The organism is Duganella sp. GW821-FHT07F09, assembly GCF_059418705.1.
Map to the genome: position 1 here is coordinate 172,920 of NZ_JBWKQJ010000007.1, position 19,703 is coordinate 192,622.

Here is a 19,703-nt window from a genome sequence, read left to right on the forward strand (position 1 = left end):
CCATGCGACCCACTCGCACACAAACCATCATCGCGGTAGCCTGGGTCTTGTTCTGGCTCTTGATGACCACCACCGCCGTGCAGGAATACCTTCGCGACAACGATCACGGTGTGTGGAAGCCGATACTGTGGGAGACTTCGTCGGCCTTCACCGGCACGGTGCTGCTCATTCTCCAGCGCTACTTCACGCGCAGGTACGACCACCTGATCTCATCGCCGCTGCGCTGGTTCTCCCTCCAGCTGGTGTGGCTGCCAGTCTACTGGGTGGCCTTCGTACCGATCGCTTTCGGCATCCGGCACGCGGTCTACCGCCTGGCCGGCGAAACGTACACGCACCACGCGTGGCCGCAGGTGTATCTGTACGAGGACGTGAAGATGACGGTGTTCTTCTTCATCTTCGCCACCATCACCTTCGGCGTGCTGTCGTATCACGCGATGCTGAACGAAAAACTGCGGGTGGAAAGAGTCAACGCCTCGTTGCGGGAGGCGCAGCTGCTTCGCCTGACGCAGCAACTGCAGCCGCACTTCCTGTTCAACGCCCTCAACACCATCTCGTCGCTGATGCACAGCGACGTCGCGCGGGCCGACGCGATGCTGATCCAATTGGCCGACGTGCTGCGCGCCACGCTCGATGTGGGCGAGCAGCACCAGGTGCCGCTGGAACTGGAGCTGCGCCTGCTGCGCGGCTATGCCTCGCTGATGACCGAACGGTTTTCGGACCGCGTGCACATCGCCTGGCACATCGACGAATCGCTGCTGGCCTGCCCGGTCCCGGTCATGAGCATGCAGCCGCTGTTGGAGAACATCTTCAAGCACACCGTCGAACGGCGCCGCCAGAGCACCGCGATCGCCATCTCCGTCGGCCGCGAGCGGGATATCATCGTGGTGCGGCTGGAAGATGACGCCGGAGTGCTGCCCGGGGCCGACGTGAATACCGAACGCGCATCCGGTATCGGCGTACGCAATCTGCGCGAGCGCCTGGCGGGATTGTACGGCGAGCGCGCATCGTTCAACCTGATACAGCTCGCGCCGGCCGGCGTACGGGCGGAAATGCGATTACCATGCCGATTGCCATGCGCATCCTGATCGTCGACGACGAACGCCCCGCGCGCGACAAGCTGCGCCGCATGCTGGAACTAGAGCCGGACATCGGCGCCATCGAGGAGGCGCGCGACGGCGTCGAGGCGCTGGAGATGCTGCCCGGCTTCGCCCCGGACGTGCTGCTGCTCGACATCCAGATGCCCGAGATCGGCGGACTCGATGTCGCCGCCTCGCTGCCGTCGCCGGCGCCGCTGGTGGTCTTCGTCACCGCCTACGACGAATATGCGATCCGCGCCTTCGACGCCAACGCCATCGACTACCTGCTCAAACCCTACGACCAGCAGCGGTTGCAAAGGGCGTTGCGGCGGGTGCGCGAGAGGCTGGGCGCCACGGCGCCGGCGCCGTTGAACGCGGCGACACCGGCCGCCGCGCCGGAGCCGCTACCGGCCATCACCCAGTTGCTGGTGCCCGAACGCGGCGGCACGCGCATCGTCAAGGTGGAACAGATACAGTGGATAGAGACGGCCGATAATTACGTCGTCCTGCACACGGCCGACGGCGATCCGCTGATGCGGCAAACGCTGGCCGGCCTGGTCGAAAAACTGGGCCCGCGCTTCCTGCGCTGCCACCGCCGCGCGGCGGTGCAACTGGATTGGATACACAGCGTCCAGCCGCTGGACAAGGGCGACTGCGAACTGATACTGCGCGGCGGCGCCCGCGTCCCCTGCTCGCGCCAATACCGCGCGGAATTGATGGCGCGCCTGCAAGCGGGTGCCAAATATTAAATGGCCCGGGGCCGATGAATCGCGCGGAAACACGTAGAGCGGATTAGCGCAGCGTAATCCGCCATCTGCGAGTCGCAAACGGCGCATGCCTGAACCCAGTCGTGCGCCCAAACGGGCCCCATCCTGCTAGCCTTCGAGGGCCACCACAACGATCAGGAGCTCAGTCATGCACAGTCTTCAAAAGATCACCCCCTGCCTCTGGTTCAACGACCGGGCCGAGGAAGCGGCCGAGTACTACGTCAGCATCTTCCGCAACGCCAAGCTCTGCGAAATCTCGCGCTACCCCGAAGTCGGCAAGGAACACCACGGCCACGAAGCGGGCACCGTCATGACAGTTGCCGTGGAACTGGACGGCCAGCGCTTCACCCTGATGAACGGCGGCCCGCAGTTCCAGTTTTCCCCCGCGGTATCGTTCCAGATCAATTGCGAAAGCCAGGACGAAGTCGACTACTTCTGGGAGCGCCTGTCCGAAGGCGGCGCGCCCGAAGCCCAGGCCTGCGGCTGGCTGGCGGATAAATTTGGCGTGTCGTGGCAAGTCGTGCCGACGATACTCGTATCCATGATCACCGACCCGGACCCGGAAAAATGCAACCGCGTCATGGCCGCTCTGCTGCAGATGAAAAAACTCGATATCGCCGGGCTGAAGAAAGCCTACGCGGGGCCATAAAAGGCGTCCCGACCGGCTCGCCCCGGCGGCATCCCGCTTCGCCCCATCGCGCTGGACGGGCACGGGGCGCACTACCTAAACTGGCTCCATCGCACCCTACGACGAGAGCCAGCAATGCACAACCCCGACAACAACCGCCTGTACTTCCTCGACTGGATACGCATCTTCGCGTTTTTCCTACTGATCCTGTACCACACCGGCATGTATTACGTGACGTGGGACTGGCATGTTAAAAGCCCCTACACCAGCCACGCCATCGAGCCGCTGATGATACTGTCCTCGCCTTGGCGGCTGGGATTGCTGTTCATGATTTCCGGCGTCGCCAGCGCCTTCATGTTGAAAAAAATCCGTGTCGGCGCGCTGCTCAAGCAACGCAGTTGGCGCCTGCTGGTACCGCTGGTGTTCGGCATGCTGGTCATCGTGCCGCCGCAGGCTTACTTCGAAGTCGTCGAAAAAGTCGCGTACAAGGGCGGTTACGGAGAATTCATGCACTTGTACATCACCAGCTACAAGGGGTTTTGCCGGGGCGACGACTGCCTCGACATGCCGACCTGGAACCACCTGTGGTTTGTCGCCTACCTGTGGGTGTATACGATGCTGATCGGCGGCATCGCCTGGCTGGCCGGTCCCCGCCTGCAATCCTGGTCCAACGCGCTGGGCCGGCTGTTGACGGGCTGGAAGATCATTGTCTTGCCGGTGATCGGGCTGGCGATCGCCCGCTTTGCCTTGGCCGACAGCTTCCCCACCACGCATGGATTGTTCGACGACTGGTATAACCACGCGCAGTCCTTCTACCTGTTCTTGCTGGGCGCGCTGCTGGCGACGCAGGCCGGATTCTGGGCGAACGTGGAAAAGCTCCGCTGGACTAGCCTGGGTTTGTGGCTGGCAAGTTGGGCGGCGATCGTGTGCTACTACTCGATTCCCGAGGCGCAGGCGGCGTCGCCGGCCGTCGCACAGTGGAAGCCGGTGATGCGCATGGTGTACTGCCTGTGCCAGTGGGTGCCGATCATGGCCGTTTGCGGGTTTGGTCATCGTCATCTGGCGTTCGACAGCGCCAAGCGCCGGTATCTGACGGAGGCGGTGTTTCCGGTCTATATTCTGCACCAGACGTTGATCGTGACGATGGCGCATAGCTTCAAACCGCTCAAACTGGCGCCGGTGACCGAGGGCTTGATCCTGGTCGTGTTGACGTTCTGCATCAGCTTCGGGGTGTTCGAGGTGGTGCGGCGGATTGGAGTACTGCGGCCGTTGTTCGGGTTGGGCCGCCGGCCGGCCAAGGTTCAGGATCGCTATCAGGGAGAGGCAGCAACGGTGTGATAAAGCCACTGAACCACTAAACCACGTAGGGCGGATTAGCGGAGCGTAATCCGCCAATGCAAGCGCAGTCGACGGCGCATAGATGGCGGATTACGGCGTTCCGCCTAATCCGCCCTACGTGTCTCCTGAATGAACGTCAGCGTGTGCTGCGCCGGCCCTGGCAACAGCGGCGACTCGCGTCCGCCAAGCCAATCCTCGCGGCCACCGAGGAAATTCGGCGACAAGGGATGGCCGCTCTGTCCGGCCGGCATGTTGAATATGCCTTCCCGCTCGCGTCCCGGCGTCACCGTCATGCGCTCGGACTGTCCGAACGTCGGTCCGGCCACCAGCGGCATGTGCTGATCGCCCGGCAGCATGTCCGGCGCCACCTTCAGGAAGCGGCCCACCACCGGCAGCGCCGCCGCCATCGGATGCGCGCTGGCGGCGGTATTGCGCCGGCCCCAGGTGGCCTCCGACAACGGCTTGCCATCCTTGGTCAGGTCGGCGATCACCCGATCCAGCGCCGTCAATTGCAAGGCCTGCCAATCGGCGAACTGCGGCGGCAGCCATCCCGGCGGCTGCGCGTCCAGCAGGCGCGCCAGCACCACCGGCCAGCGCGCGCTAATGGCCGCCATGTTCGCCTTCGGGTCGATCGCGGCCATCTGCTGGTCGGCGTTTTCGAACAGGATGTCGTACAGCGCGTACATGTAGGCGCGGGTGATGCGGTAGCCCACCGAATCGACGCCGGCCCTGCCGCTCCAACTGGTTTTCAGCAGCTCCAGCGCCTCGGCGCGGCGCGGATGGTCGGCGACGGCCTTGCCGTCGAGCGCCGCGATGGCGCGCTTGCGCCACGGCGCCAGGAACACCGCGCGGTCGTCCAGCGCGATGGCGTAGACCTTCCTGACGTCGGTCTTCGCACCCAGCGCCGTCAGGTCCCCGCGCACCTGGTGCGTGCGCGCGCCCAGATCGAAGCCGCCGTCGCCGATCAACCCGGCGCCGGCGCCGGCCAGCTGGCGGCTGTTGGCGGTGGCCAGCTGGCCACCGGCGGGATTGACCACCTTCGGATATTCGGCCGGCGTCAGCCAGCCATCCCACACACCGGCCTTGTCGTCGGCGCTCAATGGATAGGTGATCTCGACGCCGGCCGGCGCGCGGCGCGGCAGCGGACCGGCGACGGTCCAGCCGATATTGCCCTTGTCGTCGCCGCCGACGAAATTCTGCGCGGGGATGCCCAGAGTCGGCGCGATCGCCAACGCCTGATCCAGCGTATCGGCCGATTCGAGCTTTTGCGCGTTGACGTTGACGGCGCCCGGCATGTGCGCCGTCCAGTGCACTGCATAGCTGCGCCCCATCGCCTCGCGGATCGGGCCGAGCGAGGTTTCGCGCACCACCAGCGTCTCGGCCGGCGCGCCCTTGACCAGTATCGTCTCCTCATGCGCCGCCGGCGTCTCCCAGCCGGCTTGCGTGCGCACCTGTCCCGGCCTGGCCGGATCGGCTTCAAGCGCGATCAGGTCCAGATAATCGCCGTAGCTGTTGGTGAAGCCCCAGGCGATATGGCCGTTGCTGCCCACAACCACCACCGGCGTGCCGGGCAAGGTGACGCCGGCCACGCGGCGCTGGCCGCCCTTCCCGTCCGGGAATTGCAAGGCGGCGCGGTACCAGGTGTTGGGCAGCTGTATGCCCAGATGCATATCGTTGGACACGATGGCGCCGCCGCTGTCGCTGCGGCCGCCCGCCACCGCCCAGTTGTTGCTGCCGACGGTGTTGAGCATCTCGGCGGGCAAAGGCGCGAACGCCATTTTCGACAATGGCGCCGTGCCGGCGGTTCCGGGTTTGCCCCACCACGCCGGCGCCGCCGCCGGAATCGGTGGCGGTTCGCCCGGCACCGTGTCGGCGTCGAGCGGCGCGTCCCACTGCGTCGACTCCGGCGCCAGGAAGGCGCGCTGCTCCTCGGACGCATGCTCGGCGAACCAGCCGCGCGACAGTTCGCGCGGCAGCAGGCCCCCTTGCAGATCGAAATACATCGCCCAGATCACCAGCAGCGAGTCGGTCGCCGACCAGGCGCGCGGCGGCATGCCGACCAGCGCGTATTCGAACGGCTTGGTGCTCAACGCGCCCAGGCCGGCGTTGACGCCGGCGGCGTAGCGGTCCAGCAGCGCGCGGTCCGGCGCGGACAGGGACTTGAACGCCAGATCGGCGCGGGCGCGGAAGCGGTGGAACCGCCGCGCTTTGTCCATCGGCAGCGCGCGCGCGCCAAACAGCTCGGACAATTCGCCTGCCGCGGCCCGGCGCAGCAAATCCATCTGGAAGTAGCGCTCCTGCGCGTGCACGAAACCGGTGGCGTAGGCGACATCGAGCCGGCTGCCGCCGCTGATCACCGGTACGCCGCGCTCGTCGCGCGCGACGCTGGCGGTGGTTTCCAGCCCCGCCGCCTGCCGCGTGCCGTCCAACTGAGACAGGCTTCCGCGCAAATACAGCCATGCCCCCAACAGCGCCAAGACCAGCAAGGCCACAGCCACCAACAAGATCCGCCTGGACCACACCGTCAACCTGCTCTTTTGCATACGATTCCCGGAAATCAGATCAATCCGGCAATAGTGCCAGATAATTCACCATGCAGGCAATCGGGTGTCTCGAACTTACAGCGCCAATTCCCAGGTTTCGTTGACCATGTCGTGGCCGAAGGCGCGCACCGGCTCGCGCGCCACCAGCACATAGCCTTTGGCGACGTAGATCTGGCGCGCCTCCTTCTGCTGGTCGGTGGTCCACAAACGCATCTTCCGGTAGCCGGCGGCCCTGGCGAAGCGATGGCATTCGTCGACCAGCCGGGAACCAAGGCCGGCGCCGCGCGCCGCATCCTCTACCAGCAGCAACCGAAGCTTGGCCACACCCTCCTCGCCGCCGCGCGCCACCGCCACCGAGCCGACCCGCTCACCGCCCATCTCGGCGATCCAGCAATGCTCCAGCGCGGGATCGAAATGACGTTCGAAATCAGCGCAGATCCCGCCGACCAGAGTCTCGAAGCTGGCGTCCCAGCCTTGCGCGGCCGCGTACACCGCACCGTGGCGGCGCGTGATCCACGCCATATCGCCGGGACGGTGCGGACGCAGGACGAAGGGCTGGGCGTATTTCATACCGCTGCCGGTGTCGAGCAGCTCGCGGATGGTGCGCATCGCCTCGAGCATGCGCAACTGATCCGGCTCCTCGAGGCGCGACAATAGATCGCCGACCTCCTCGCGCGAACGGCGCTCCAGCGGTTCGTACAAGGCGCGTCCCTGTTCGGTGAGATGCAGCAACTTGGCGCGGCCGTCGGTGGGCGACGGCACCTTGGCCACCAGCCCCTGGCTTTCGAACTTGGCGAGGATGCGGCTCAGATAACCGCGGTCCAGTCCCAGATCGCGTCCCAGCGTGGATGCCGGCTGGTCGCCGTGGTTGGCCAGTTCGTACAGCACGCGCATCTCCGTGAGCGTGTACTCGCTGTGCAGCAGGCCCTCGCGCAGCACGCCGATCTGGCGCGTGAAGAAACGGTTGAACGCCCGGACGTCGGCGACGCGGTCGTCAAACGGGGTGTCTTGCATGGTCTTTCCCTCTATGTCGATGGGCTTAGTATGCGCAATATGATTGACGGAGTCAACAATATGCAAAGAGAGTCCGCGCACAGAGGCATCGCCAAGGGCGGCCTACCATGGAGTTTTAGTCAACCTGGAAAAGAAAGGGACGCCATGGATACCGTGACCAACATGCAGGACTGCATCGACGCCTGCACCAACTGCCATCAAGCCTGTCTCCAGACGGCGATGACCCACTGCCTGCAGATGGGCGGGCGCCACGTCGCGCCGGACCACCTGCGGCTGATGTTCGACTGCGCGGCCGTATGCGAGCTGTCGGCCAACCTGCAACTGAGCGGTTCGCCGTTCGCCGACCGCCTGTGCGGCGTGTGCGCCGAGGTATGTCACGCCTGCGCCCTGAGCTGCCGCGACCTCGATGGGATGGAGGAGTGCCTGCGCGCCTGCGAGGTGTGCGAGCATTCGTGCCGCGAGATGGCGCAAATGGCCGCCTGAGCGGCCATCCTGCCGTTGCGGATCAGGCGATCTGGTAGATGTCTTTCGCCACTTCCCGCACATAGCGCAGCAACAGCGCGGCGCCCGGGGACATCAGATGCCCGTCCACGGTGATGATGCCGAAAGCGTCCATGCGGCACGGCAGCTCGATCGGCAGGATATTGAGCACACCCTGCGACTCGTAATACTTGGCCACCGCGATCGGCATTACGTTGAGCGCGTCGGTCTGCTGCAACAGCGGTTTAATCAGCAGCACCGCCGTGGTGTCGACCACGTTGCCCGGCACTTCCAGGCCCGCGCGGCGGAACATCAATTCGCAGCGCGCGCGCAGGATGCTGCCCTGCGGCGGCAGTATCCACGGCTGCCCGGCGATGTCGCGCAGCTGCAGGTTGCGCGCCTTGAGCAGCGGATGGCCGGGACGCACCACCGCGCACGCCGGCTCGTCGCCCAGCTCCTCGTAGGCCAGCCCCTGCGCGCTTTGACGCTCGGGAATACGGCCGATCATGAAATCGAGCCGGCCACGCTGCAACTGCTCCAGCAGGATGTTGGACTGCTCCATCTCGACACCGATGCGCAGGCGCGGCGAGGCCTGTTTGGTGCGCGTGATCGCCTGCGGCAGCAGCGAGATCCCCGGGGTCATGATGGTGCCGATGTCCACCTGTCCGGTCAGGCCGGCCTTGATGGCGACGATGTCCTCGTGCGCCAGCGAGAGGCTGGTCAGCGCCATGCGGGCGTGGCGTATCATCGTCTCGCCGTAGATGGTCGGCTCCATGCCGCGCGGCAGACGGTCGAACAGCTGCACGCCGAGCATCTCCTCCAGGTCCTTGAGCTGCTTGGACGCGGCGGGCTGCGTCATGTGCAGATCTTCCGACGCACGGTGGATGTTGCGTTGTTCGTCCAGCGCGATCAGCAGCAGCAGCTGGCGCGTTTTGAGGCGCGCGCGCAGGAACCAGTTCGAATTAGTATCCATAGGAAAATGATATCACGATGGGTATTGATTTGGCATCAAAACCCATCATTTCAATATCACTTGCAAGCCGAACTAGGATTGGCCGCAGGCCCTTCCTTGGTTTGCTTGATGAACGGGATGGTGCCGTCGGCGTTGTACTGGAACTCCTCCACCGCCACCGAGCGGCGGTACTCGCCGCCGGTCGGCAGCTTGTCGTTATGGTAGAAGATGTAGTTCTTGCCGTTGAATTCGACGATCGCCTGGTGGATGGTCTTGACCTTGGCGTTCTTCTCCATGATCACGCCGCCGAACTTCCATGGGCCGATCGGGCTGTTCGACATCATGTAGGCGGTGGTCTCCGGGAAGTCGCGCGAATACGACAAGTAGTACACGCCCTTGTGCTTGTGCATATACGGCGCCTCGGTGAAGCGGTCCATGCCCACCGTGTGGATCGGGCCATCGAATTCCGTCATGTTCGGTTTGAGCTTGGCGTATTTGAGCACGGTGTTACCCCAGTACAGATACGCCTGGCCGTCGTCGTCGACGAACACGCCCGGATCGATGTCGTCCCAGGCGATCGGCGCTTCGAGTGTCATGTTGTTGGTGACCAGCGCCGAACCGCGCGCGTCGACGAACGGGCCTTCCGGCTTGTCGGACACCGCCACGCCGATGGCGCGGCCGGGGATGGTCGCATGATCGACCGTCGAATAGAAGTAGTATTTACCATTGCGCTTGGTGACGTCGGCGGCCCAGGCGTCCACTTTGCCGATGGCCCATTTGAAAGCGGACGGCTTGAGCGGCGAACCGAGATCCTTCCAGTTCTTCATGTCGCAGCTGCTGTAGACACGCCATTCCTTCATCACGTAGTCCTTGTCCTTGACCGAGGCGCTGTCGATGCCCACGTAAAGGTAGACCGTGCCACCGTCGACATACGCGGACGGATCGGCCGTGAACAGTTTCGGGAACATCGGGTTGGCCGCCTGCACGCTGTTTGTCGCGGCAAAAGCCATCCCCGCCGCTGCGATAGCGGCAAATTTCATCAGTTTCGTTTTCAAAGCTCTCTCCAGGTTGATCTTATTTTTTTGCGGTCGCGCCAATCGCCATCAAGCGCTGCACGACGCAGAATACAAACAGCAGACCGCCGATGACGATCTTGGTCCACCACGAGCTGAGTGTGCCGTCGAAGGCGATCAGCGTCTGGATGGTCCCGAGCACCAGCACGCCGGACAGCGCGCCGGCGACATAGCCGTAGCCGCCGGTCAGCAAGGTGCCGCCGATGACGACCGCCGCGATGGCGTCCAGCTCCGTGCCCTGCGCGTGCAGGCCGTAACCGGACAGCATGTAGAACGAGAACAGCACGCCGGCCAGCGCCGCGCAAAAGCCGCTGAACGCGTAGATCAGCACCTTGGTGCGCGCCACGCGCAGTCCCATCATCAGCGCCGATTGCTCGTTGCCGCCGACGGCGTAGATGGCGCGGCCGAACGGCGTGCAGTGGGCGACGTAGATGGCGACGGCCAGCATCGCCAGCGCGATCAGCGCGCCCGGCGACAGGAAACCACCCAGCACAGGGACCTGCGTCTGCGACATGGCGACGAAGAACGGGTCCTCGATGGTGATCGAGTTGATGCTGATCAGGTAGCACAGGCCGCGCGCCAGGAACATGCCGGCCAGGGTGACGATGAACGGCTGCAGCTTGAAGTAATGGATGATGGCGCCCATGGCCGCGCCGAAGCCGGCGCCCATCACCAGCGAGATGGCGATCACCAGCAGCGGCGGCACATGCCAGGTTTGCAGCAGCCAGGCCGAGACCATCGTCGTCAGCGCCAGCACCGAGCCGACCGACAGGTCGATGCCTCCCGACAGAATCACAAAGCTCATGCCAACCGCGATCACCAGCAGGAAGGCGTTGTCGATCAAGAGGTTGAACATCACCTGCAGCGACAGGAAGCCCGGATAGGCGGCGCCGCCGGCGACCAGCAGCACCGCCAGCAGCAGCACCGTCACCAGCGAGGTGAAGTACGGCGAGGACGTCAGGCCGCGCGGGCTGGACGGCTTGGCGCCCGCGACGGCGCCGGTCATGACGGTTGCGCTCATGCTGCGATTCCTTTCGAACGGGCCGGGAAGACGCGGCGCCACATGTTTTTGAATTCGGCCGACTGCGAGATACAGACCAGGAACACGACCACCGATTTGACGACCATGTTCACTTCCGGCGGCAGGCCGAGCGAGTAAATGGTGTAGGTCAGCGTTTGAATGATCAAGGCGCCGATCACGCTGCCGGCCAGGCTGAATTTACCGCCCGCCAGCGAGGTGCCGCCCAAGGTCACCGCCAGGATCGCGTCCAGCTCCAGCAGCAGGCCGGCGTTGTTGGCGTCCGCGCTCTTGATGTTCGCGCTGATCATCAGGCCGGACAAGCCGGCGCATGCGCTGCAGAACAGGTAGACGAAGAAGATCAGGGTGGCGGTCTTCAAACCCGCCAGGCGCGCGGCCACCGGGTTGATGCCGACCGACTGGATGAACAGGCCGAGCGCCGTTTTGCGCATCAACAGGAACGTCACGATGAAGACGGCGGCGACGATGTACAGCGAGAACGGCAGGCCAAACAGATAGCCGCTGCCGAGGAAGAAGAACGGCTCGTAATAGACGGTGACGATCTGGCCGTCCGTCAGCAACTGCGCCAGGCCGCGCCCCGCCACCATCAGGATCAGGGTGGCGACGATGGGTTGCAGGCCGAGGCCCGCGACCAATACGCCGTTCCACGCGCCGCACAGCAGCGCCGCGCCCATGGCGGCGCACAGCGCCCACACCATCGGCGTGTTGGCGACGTATTCGGGCACGCCGTTGTTCATCACCATGGTACCGCCGATCAGCATCGAGGCGACCGTGCCGCTGATGGCGACCACCGCGCCGACCGAGATGTCGATGCCGCGCGTGGCAATGACCAGGGTCATGCCGATGGCGGCCAGCGCCAGCGGGGCGGCGCGATTGGCGATATCGATCAAGCTGCCGTACAGGTGGCCGTCCTTGATCTCGATGTGGAAGAAGCCGGGGATCAGCAGCAGGTCGATCAGCAGCAGGATCGCCAGCGCCGCCAGCGGCCGGAAAAGCGGGTGCCGCACCATGCTCATTTTATTCATATCGCTCATTTTGCGTGCGCCCCTTCGGCCGCGATCACGTGCAGCACCGAGGTTTCATCGAGGGCGCCGCGCGGATACTCGCCGCCTGTTTTACGGTCGCGCATGACGACGATACGGTCGCTGCAACGCAATACCTCCGGCAGTTCGGACGAGATGAACAGTATCGACATGCCCTTGCGGCACAACTTGACCACGTAATCCATGATCTCCTGCTTGGCGCGCACGTCGATGCCGCGCGTCGGCTCGTCCAAGATCAGCATTTTCGGTTCGGTCGCCAGCCAGCGCGCCAGCAGCACCTTCTGCTGGTTGCCGCCGGAGAGCGTGCCGATGGGCGTCTCGATGCTGGCGGTCTTGATGCCGAGCGCCTTGACATATTCTTCCGCCAGTTGCTGCTGGCGTTTGAGCGGGATCGCGCGCGTCAGTCCCATGCGGGCTTGCAAAGCCAAAATGACGTTCTCGCGCACCGACAGGTCGAGGATCGCGCCTTCGTGCTTGCGGTCCTCGGAACAGAAACCGATGCCGGCGGCGATGGCGTCGCGCGGCGAATTGAAGCTATGTTCCTTGCCATCGATGGTGATGGCGCCGCTGTCCGCCTTGTCGGCGCCGAACAGCAGGCGGGCAGCCTCGGTGCGGCCGGAGCCGAGCAACCCGGCGAGGCCGAGCAGCTCGCCCTCGCGCATCTCGATATCCATCGGCGCCAGCGCGCCTTTGCGGCCGAGGCCACGCGCGCTGAGGAAAGCCTTGAGTTTCGATGGCGCGGCGGCGACCGCGTCATCGTTTGCGGCCGGCGACGCGGGTGCGGCGTCCAGCGCGGCGGTGGCCGGCGCGCCGACCATTTTATTCACCAGTTCAAGCCGCGACAAATCGGCGCAGGCGTACTCTCCTTCCCGTTCGCCGTTGCGCATCACGGTGATGCGGTCGGAGATCGCATAGGTCTGGTCGAGGAAGTGGGTGACGAACAAAATCGACATGCCCTGCTCGCGCAGGCCGCGCAGCACGCTAAACAGCAGGTCGACTTCCTTCTCGTCGAGACTGGACGTCGGCTCGTCGAGGATCAGTACTTTGGCGGACACCAGCAACGCGCGCGAAATCGCCACCATCTGCTGAATCGCCAGCGGATAGTGCGCCAACGGCATGGTCACGTCGATGCGGATCTGCATCCGCTCCAGCAGTTCGACCGCCTGCTGCTGCATGCCGCGCCAGTCGATGCCGCCGAACTTGCGCGGATAGCGGCCGATGAAGATATTCTCGGCCACCGACAGGTTCGGGCACAGGTTCACTTCCTGATAGACGGTGCTGATGCCGAGGTTCTGCGCATCGAGGGTCGACGTCGGGTAGATCGGCTGGCCATCGAGCAGGATCTCGCCCTGGTCCGGCGCGTACACGCCGGTCAGCACCTTGATCAGGGTCGATTTGCCGGCGCCGTTCTGCCCCATCAGCGTATGAACCTCGCCCGGATACAGGTTCAGCGCCACGTTGCTCAAGGCCTGGACGCCGGGGAAGGCTTTGCTGATGCCGCGCAGCTCCAGCACCGGCGCTGTCGAAGACGCGGCTTGCGCTAATTTACTCATCGCGGGAGGCTATCAGTATTTGCGGTTCGGGAATTCCTTGGCCGCCACCTCGGCCGGGAATACGCCCTCTTGCACCGTGATGCGTTTAGGTACCGGCTTGTTGGCGGCGACATCGCGCGCGATCTGCATCAGCTGGGGGCCGAACAGCGGATTGCACTCGACGGTCACGTTCATCTTCCCGGCGACCATCGCCTGGAAGGCGCCGCGCACGCCGTCGATCGAGATCACAAGGATATCCTTGCCCGGCTTCATGCCGGCTTCCTCGATCGCCTGGATCGCGCCGATGGCCATGTCGTCATTGTGCGCGTACAGCACGTTGATCTTCTTGCCCTCGGCTTTCAGGAAGGCTTCCATCACTTCCTTGCCCTTGGTGCGGGTGAAGTCGCCGGTCTGCGAGCGGATGATCTTCAGCTTCGGATTGGCGGCAATGACTTCCGCAAAGCCCTTCTGGCGGTCGATCGCCGGCGCGGAGCCGACGGTGCCTTGCAGCTCGACGATGTTGAAGGTGGCGTCGGGCGTCTTCTTGGCGCGTTCCAGCAGCCAGCGGGCGGCCAGGCGGCCCTCTTCGACGAAATCGGAACCGATGAAGGTCACGTACAGCGACGGGTCGGTGACGTTGACGGCGCGATCGGTCAGGATGACGGGGATTTTCGCGGCCTTGGCTTCGCGCAGAACGGTGTCCCAGCCCGATTCGACGACCGGCGAGAAGGCGATGATATCGACACGCTGGGCGATGAAGGAGCGGATGGCCTTGACCTGGTTTTCCTGGCGCTGCTGGGCGTCGGCGAATTTGAGGGTGATGCCCTCCTTCTTGGCCGCGTCCTTGATCGAGACGGTATTGGCGGTGCGCCATTCGCTCTCGGCCCCGACTTGCGAGAAGCCGATGACCAGCGGTTTGGCGGCGAAGGCCGGGCCGACGCTACCGAAGGCGGCGACGATAGCAGCGGCCACGCCGGCTTTGAGTACGGTTCTGCGATTGCATGTCATAGCAAGGTCTCCAGATTAGATTTTTATGGTTTTATCGATCATATACTATGAGAAACACAAATATCTATCCAATGATATTTTGGTCAAGTGCGATATTGATTTCGGTATCAGTTTGCAGTCCAAGGTAATTGCTCATCGCAACAGGCGCAGGCCATACAGCCCGCCGGCCACGGAGCCGTTACGGGCCACGAACTTGACCACCAATTTCCCACCCGCCGCCGCGACCAGCGCCGGTGGAATCGGGTAATCCACGGTGTAGAGCTCCTGCGGCGCAGCGGCGTCCAGCTTCACCTCGGCCAGCATCCGACCGTTGATCAGGATATCGAACCTGCGGCCGGCATCCCCTTTCGAATATGTCAGACGCAAAGCGCGCGCTTCGGACTTCTTGTCGGTCAGGTCGTAGCTGAACCAGTTGGTCGCATGCCGCCAGTGACGTCCCTTGGCCAACCCGGACTCGCCGCCTTCCGCCTTGAAGAAGTGGTCGGACTCCGGCTGCTGCTCGCCCGGCGCCACCTGGTCGATGGTGCGCGCGTCCAGTTCAAGCCGCGCCGCCTCGTCCTCGGCGGCTTTGGCGCGCGTGGCCGCCAGATCCGCCGCCGTGGAATACGGCCAGTACACCATGTAGCGCGAGTCGTGCACCCGGAAGAATGGCACGAAAGTGGCGGCCTGCTTGCCATCCTTGCCCTCCACCAGTCCGGGAGCGACAAAGGTCAGCGGCCGGCCCGACACCGGCTTGAAGCGGCCTTCGAACGCGGGACTGTCGTCGACCAGCACCGGCGCGGCCTGCAACGGGACTACCTGCCCGGAGGCGATATGGCCCATGCGCGAGTCGTCGGCCAGGAAATTCAGTTTCTCGTCCGGGAACGGATTGGTCTTCGCCGCCAGTACCACGGGGCCGTGCAGCACGGCATAGTAGTTGGACTTGTCCGGCATCTGTTCGAGCCGGGTTGTCATCGGCAGTGCGATATCGACCTTGTCGCCGTCACGCCACTGGCGGCGGACACTGACATAGCGGTCGGCGCCGATACTGGCGGCGACCGGCTTGCCGTTGACGGCCACGCGCAGCGCTCCCGGCGCCACCCACTCCGGATAACGGATCTTCAAGGTGAAGGTCTTGTTACCCTTGACAGTGATAGAGCTGCCGCCTTCATCCGGGAAGCGGTTGGACTGGCGGACGGAAACGCCCTGCTCGCGCCAGTTCAAGGTCGAAGGGATGAACAGGTTGACATACAGGTTGTCGCCCCGATGCGCGTAAATGAACTCGCCGTACTTGGCGTGGCTCTCCAGGCCCGAGCCCACGCAGCACCACATGCCTTGCTGCGGCTGCGAGTAGACGCGGTAGTGGTTGGGCCGCATCGGCGTGAAGTAGACAAAGCCGCCGCTGTGCGGACGCTGCGATCCCAGTATATGGTTGTACAGCGCTCGTTCGTAGTAGTCGGCGTAGCTGCCCTTGGCGTCGCCGAGGAACAGCAAGCCGGTGAGCTTGAGCATATTGTAGGTATTACAGGTCTCGGGGCCTTCGACTTCCTCGATCATGGACGAGAAGTCGTTCTGGTCGTGGAAGTGCTCCTTGACGCTGTTGCCGCCGATGGCGACGGTGCGGTGATCGTGCACGGTTTGCCAGAAGAACTGCGCGGCCTTCTGCCAGTCGCGCCGCCCGGTGATGTCGCCAATGCGCTTGAAGCCGATTACTTTCGGGATTTGGGTGTTGGCGTGCAGGCCGGTCAACTGGTCCTTGCCCTCCTCCAGCGGACGCAGGATGGCCTGGTGCGAAAAGCGGATCGCCAGGTCCATGTATTTCTTCTGACCGGTCATCTCGGAGACATCGGCCAGCACTTCGTTCATGCCGCCATGTTCGCAGCGCAGCATGTTCTGCATCTGTTCTTCGCTCAGGTGCGAGATCAGGCCGACGGTCCAGTCGCACAGCGCGATCAGCATCGCGCGCGCGTCCTGGTTGCCGGCGTAGACGTAGGCGTCGCGCAGCCCGGCGTAGAGCTTGTGCAGGTTGTACCACGGGACCCATTTGCCGTTGACGGAGAAACCGTCGGCCTGGAGTTTGCCTTGCGCGATATCGCGCCACGCGGCCGCGCCACCGGGCACGCCGCCGATGTAGCCGTCGCCGTTGCTCGCCTGGCAGCGCTTAAGTTCCGCCACACAGTAATTCAGGCGCTTGAGAACTTCCTCATCGCCGGTGGCGGCGTACATCAGCGCCAGCGCGGTCAGATAGTGGCCGCCCATGTGGCCATCCAGCCCTGTCGATTCCCAGTTGCCGTAAGTCGGCTCTTTCGGCGTCAGACCGGCTTCGCGCAGGAACGGCGCCAGGAGGCGGTCGGGATTCAGCGCCATGATGTAGCGCAGGTCCGTTTGCTGGGCTTCCAGGAATGGGCTTGCGGTCAGACGCACCGCCGACAGCGGGAACAGCCGCAGCGGCGCCTTATCACCCGCCGGCACGGCGATGCCGGCACGCGTCGCCGCGCCGGCCATCGGCGGAACCGCCGCCGCGGCCATCGCGCTGGCGGCATAGCGCAAGGTGCGCCGGCGCGCCGGCTTGTGGATGGCCCCCGCCATTATTTGAGGGGCAGCTGCGTGCTGCGGTACTTGTTCAAGTCGGCCTGGTCAACAGTCGGCCACCCATTCGCATCCCATTTCATTTCCATGATTTTCAGCTTTTGCAGGTAGTTGTCGGCGGTCTCGTAGGCGTGCAGCACCAGATAGTCCTTGCCGTCCATCGTGTAGGCGCTGTTGTGGCCCAAGCCCTTCCAGTCCTTGTCGCCGGCGATCAGCAGCGAACCGCCGCCCTTCATCATGTCCACGCCTTTTTTGTCGACGTAAGGCCCGGTCACCGATGTCGAGCGGCCGACGACGACGTTGTAGGTGCTGTCGCCCTTGCGGCAGCACAGGCCGAACGATGCGAACAGATAATAGTAGCCATTCTTCTTGAAGATGAACGGCGCCTCGATCTCGCCCGGCCCGGCATCCGTGCCGGCCGGCGCATCGACGTTGGCGGTCCGGCTGGCGATCGCGTGCCACTCCTGCGGCTCGGCCAACCCGGTCCATGCGTCGTTCAGCTTGACCAGTTTAAGTCCGCTCCAGAAGGAGCCGAACGACATCCAGGCGACGCCTTTTTCATCTTCGATGATATTCGAATCGATGGCGTTCCAGTCGTCCCGCAGCGGCACCGACTGCAATACCATGCCCTTGTCTTCCCACCGGTAGTCCGGGGAGCGGGGATTGAGCGTCTTGTTGACCGTGACGCCAATCCCCGAGGTGTTTTTACCGAATCCGGAGACGGAATAGTACAAATAATATTTACCGTTATGGAACTGCACATCCGGCGCCCATATATGGCCGTCGAAAGTCGGCGCGGCGCGTTTGGCCCACGATGGCGGATCCTTGAACACGCGTCCTTCCGGCTTCCAGTCCTTCATATTGGTCGAACTGTAGAAAGTGATACCGGGCCCGGTGCTGAAGACGTAATAGGTGTCGCCTTCCTTGGCCATCACGGGATCGTGCACGCTGACTTCCTTGGCGGTGCAGGCAGACAGCCCAGCCACGCCCAATAGCAAAGCCATCGTCGAAAAAATATGCTTCATCCACAACCTCGATTAACTATGCGAGGCCATGCCATCGGCATGACCTCGCGGACTTACGACTTACTCCACAGCGACCACGATAACGGCCTTGGCCGGAATCTTGACCGTCAGCTTGCCATCGGCGCCGGCGGTGGCGCTGAACGGGGCCGGCTTGATCGCTTCCGGCGACTGGAAGGTGTTATGCGTGTCCATCGCGGCGGACGTCAGCACCCGGCCATTGACCGACTTGATGGCCTGGCCCGGCACGTCCACGGCGATCTCCGCTTCCTTGGTCGGATTGGTGTTGACCAGCGCTAGATACAGCTTGCCGTCCTTGGCGCGGGCGGCCGAGGCGCTGATCTCCGGAATGCTGCTGCCGTTGTACGAATACTGGGGATTGTTCGTCAACTTCAGCGGCAGCGAGGTCGCGTCCTGGAACGGCACATACATCTGGAACGCGTGGTACGTCGGCGTCAGCACCATCTTGTCCTTGTCGGTGATGATCATCGCCTGCAGCACGTTGACCATCTGCGCGATGTTGGTCATGCGCACGCGGTCGGCGTGGTCGTGGAAGATGTTGAAGTTGAGCGCAGCCACCACCGCGTCGCGCAGCGTGTTTTGCTGGAACAGGAAGCCGGCGTTGGTGCCCTTCTCGACGTCGTACCAGGTGCCCCACTCGTCGACCAGGAAGCCCAATTTCTTCTCAGGATCGTACTTGTCCATCACCGCCGTATTGGCCTTGATGAAGCCATCCATCTTGATCGTGTTGGACAGGGTCGAGAACCACTGGTCTTCCTTGAAGCCGGTCGCCATGCCCTTCACTTCCCACTGGCCGGTCGGGATGGTGTAGTAGTGGAAGCTGATGCCGTAGGTCTGCTTCTTGAGCTCTTTGCTCAGGGTTTCGGTCCAGGACAGGTCATGGTCGTTGCCGCCGCTGGCGATCATCTTCGGACGATACTGCGGCGGCGCGCGCAGGAAGGTTTCGACGTTCTTGTACAGGTTCGAGTAGTGTTGCGGCGACATGTTACCGCCGCAGCCCCAGGCCTCGTTACCGATGGCGAAGTAGTCGACCTTGAACGGCTTGTCGCGGCCATTTTTGCGGCGCAGTTCGGCCAAGGTCGACTTGCTGTCGGAGGTCATGTACTCGACCCACTCCGACATCTCTTGCGCGCTGCCGGTGCCCAGGTTGCCGTTGACGTAGGTCTCGGCGCCAAGCTGCTCGGCCAGTTCGAAGAATTCGTGGGTGCCGACGGCGTTGTTTTCCTCCACGCCGCCCCAGTTGGTGTTGACCTTGACCGGACGCTTCTCGCGCGCGCCGATGCCGTCGCGCCAGTGGTATTCGTCGGCGAAGCAGCCGCCCGGCCAGCGCACCAGCGGTACGTGCATGGCTTTCAGCGCGCCGACAACGTCCTTGCGCCAACCATTGACGTTCGGGATCTTCGACTTCGGACCGACCCAGATGCCCTCGTAGATGCCGGTGCCCAGGTGTTCGGCGAATTGGCCGTAGATGTTTTTGTTGATGACCGGACCAGGCTTGGTCGTATCGATCGTCACGCCGACAGGCGCGGCGAAAGCGGCGCCCGAAGCGAGCATGCACAGAGTGAGAACACCACGTTTGATGTGATTCATATTTTAAAT

Annotated in this window: 16 protein-coding genes; 5 read left to right on the plus strand and 11 right to left on the minus strand. The window is 63.7% G+C overall.

What is annotated here, in order from left to right; genetic code table 11:
* The first annotated feature begins 2 nt into the window (after nt 1–2).
* The 4 genes from AC07P1_RS19680 to AC07P1_RS19695 all read left to right on the plus strand — a co-directional run bounded on the left by AC07P1_RS19680 (nt 3) and on the right by AC07P1_RS19695 (nt 3,809).
* On the plus strand, nt 3–1,085 hold the full coding sequence (locus AC07P1_RS19680; protein ID WP_494697399.1) for a sensor histidine kinase: 1,083 nt from the start codon (nt 3–5) through the stop codon (nt 1,083–1,085).
* Nucleotides 1,061–1,825, plus strand: a complete 765-nt coding sequence (locus tag AC07P1_RS19685; RefSeq protein ID WP_494697400.1) for a LytR/AlgR family response regulator transcription factor — start codon at nt 1,061–1,063, stop codon at nt 1,823–1,825. Before AC07P1_RS19680 ends, AC07P1_RS19685 begins: the two co-directional genes overlap by 25 nt.
* 166 nt (nt 1,826–1,991) lie before the next feature.
* Nucleotides 1,992–2,492, plus strand: a complete 501-nt coding sequence (locus AC07P1_RS19690; protein ID WP_494697401.1) for a VOC family protein — start codon at nt 1,992–1,994, stop codon at nt 2,490–2,492.
* A 114-nt stretch (nt 2,493–2,606) separates the two neighbouring features.
* The gene (locus AC07P1_RS19695; RefSeq protein WP_494697402.1) at nt 2,607–3,809 is read left to right on the plus strand and encodes an acyltransferase family protein; all 1,203 of its coding nucleotides are present in this window, start codon (nt 2,607–2,609) and stop codon (nt 3,807–3,809) included.
* Nucleotides 3,810–3,913: 104 nt separating this feature from the next.
* On the opposite strand, the gene AC07P1_RS19700 is transcribed toward AC07P1_RS19695, so the two are convergent.
* Nucleotides 3,914–6,352, minus strand: a complete 2,439-nt coding sequence (locus AC07P1_RS19700) for a penicillin acylase family protein (protein ID WP_494697403.1) — start codon at nt 6,350–6,352, stop codon at nt 3,914–3,916.
* A gap of 75 nt (nt 6,353–6,427) precedes the next feature.
* A complete protein-coding gene (locus tag AC07P1_RS19705) occupies nt 6,428–7,366 on the minus strand; it encodes a bifunctional helix-turn-helix transcriptional regulator/GNAT family N-acetyltransferase (RefSeq protein WP_494697404.1) in 939 nt (312 codons plus the stop codon).
* A gap of 144 nt (nt 7,367–7,510) precedes the next feature.
* On the opposite strand from AC07P1_RS19705, the gene AC07P1_RS19710 reads away from it, so the two are divergent.
* On the plus strand, nt 7,511–7,849 hold the full coding sequence (locus tag AC07P1_RS19710; RefSeq protein WP_363500486.1) for a four-helix bundle copper-binding protein: 339 nt from the start codon (nt 7,511–7,513) through the stop codon (nt 7,847–7,849).
* Between the two features lie 22 nt (nt 7,850–7,871).
* On the opposite strand, the gene AC07P1_RS19715 is transcribed toward AC07P1_RS19710, so the two are convergent.
* From AC07P1_RS19715 to AC07P1_RS19755, 9 genes are all read right to left on the minus strand, one after another.
* Nucleotides 7,872–8,819, minus strand: coding sequence for a LysR family transcriptional regulator (locus AC07P1_RS19715; RefSeq protein ID WP_090314101.1), 948 nt, complete (start codon nt 8,817–8,819; stop codon nt 7,872–7,874).
* A 56-nt stretch (nt 8,820–8,875) separates the two neighbouring features.
* Entirely contained in the window at nt 8,876–9,838 is a 963-nt protein-coding gene (locus tag AC07P1_RS19720; RefSeq protein ID WP_315217334.1) for a glycoside hydrolase family 43 protein, read from the minus strand.
* A gap of 34 nt (nt 9,839–9,872) precedes the next feature.
* Nucleotides 9,873–10,877, minus strand: coding sequence for a galactofuranose ABC transporter, permease protein YjfF (gene yjfF / locus AC07P1_RS19725; protein WP_494697629.1), 1,005 nt, complete (start codon nt 10,875–10,877; stop codon nt 9,873–9,875).
* Nucleotides 10,878–10,888: 11 nt separating this feature from the next.
* Complete coding sequence (locus AC07P1_RS19730; RefSeq protein WP_494697405.1) at nt 10,889–11,944, minus strand: ABC transporter permease; 1,056 nt, start codon at nt 11,942–11,944, stop codon at nt 10,889–10,891.
* On the minus strand, nt 11,941–13,506 hold the full coding sequence (locus tag AC07P1_RS19735; RefSeq protein WP_494697406.1) for a sugar ABC transporter ATP-binding protein: 1,566 nt from the start codon (nt 13,504–13,506) through the stop codon (nt 11,941–11,943). Before AC07P1_RS19735 ends, AC07P1_RS19730 begins: the two co-directional genes overlap by 4 nt.
* Nucleotides 13,507–13,518: 12 nt before the next feature.
* Nucleotides 13,519–14,493 carry an ABC transporter substrate-binding protein gene (locus AC07P1_RS19740; RefSeq protein ID WP_315217327.1) on the minus strand — a complete coding sequence of 325 codons (975 nt, stop codon included), beginning with the start codon at nt 14,491–14,493 and terminating at the stop codon, nt 13,519–13,521.
* A gap of 132 nt (nt 14,494–14,625) precedes the next feature.
* A complete protein-coding gene (locus tag AC07P1_RS19745; RefSeq protein ID WP_494697407.1) occupies nt 14,626–17,061 on the minus strand; it encodes a beta-L-arabinofuranosidase domain-containing protein in 2,436 nt (811 codons plus the stop codon).
* Nucleotides 17,061–18,086: an arabinan endo-1,5-alpha-L-arabinosidase gene (locus AC07P1_RS19750; RefSeq protein WP_494697408.1), complete on the minus strand. Its 1,026-nt coding sequence runs from the start codon at nt 18,084–18,086 to the stop codon at nt 17,061–17,063. The genes AC07P1_RS19745 and AC07P1_RS19750 overlap by 1 nt, the downstream gene beginning before the upstream one ends.
* 60 nt (nt 18,087–18,146) lie before the next feature.
* On the minus strand, nt 18,147–19,694 hold the full coding sequence (locus AC07P1_RS19755; protein WP_494697409.1) for an alpha-N-arabinofuranosidase: 1,548 nt from the start codon (nt 19,692–19,694) through the stop codon (nt 18,147–18,149).
* Nucleotides 19,695–19,703: the final 9 nt, after the last annotated feature.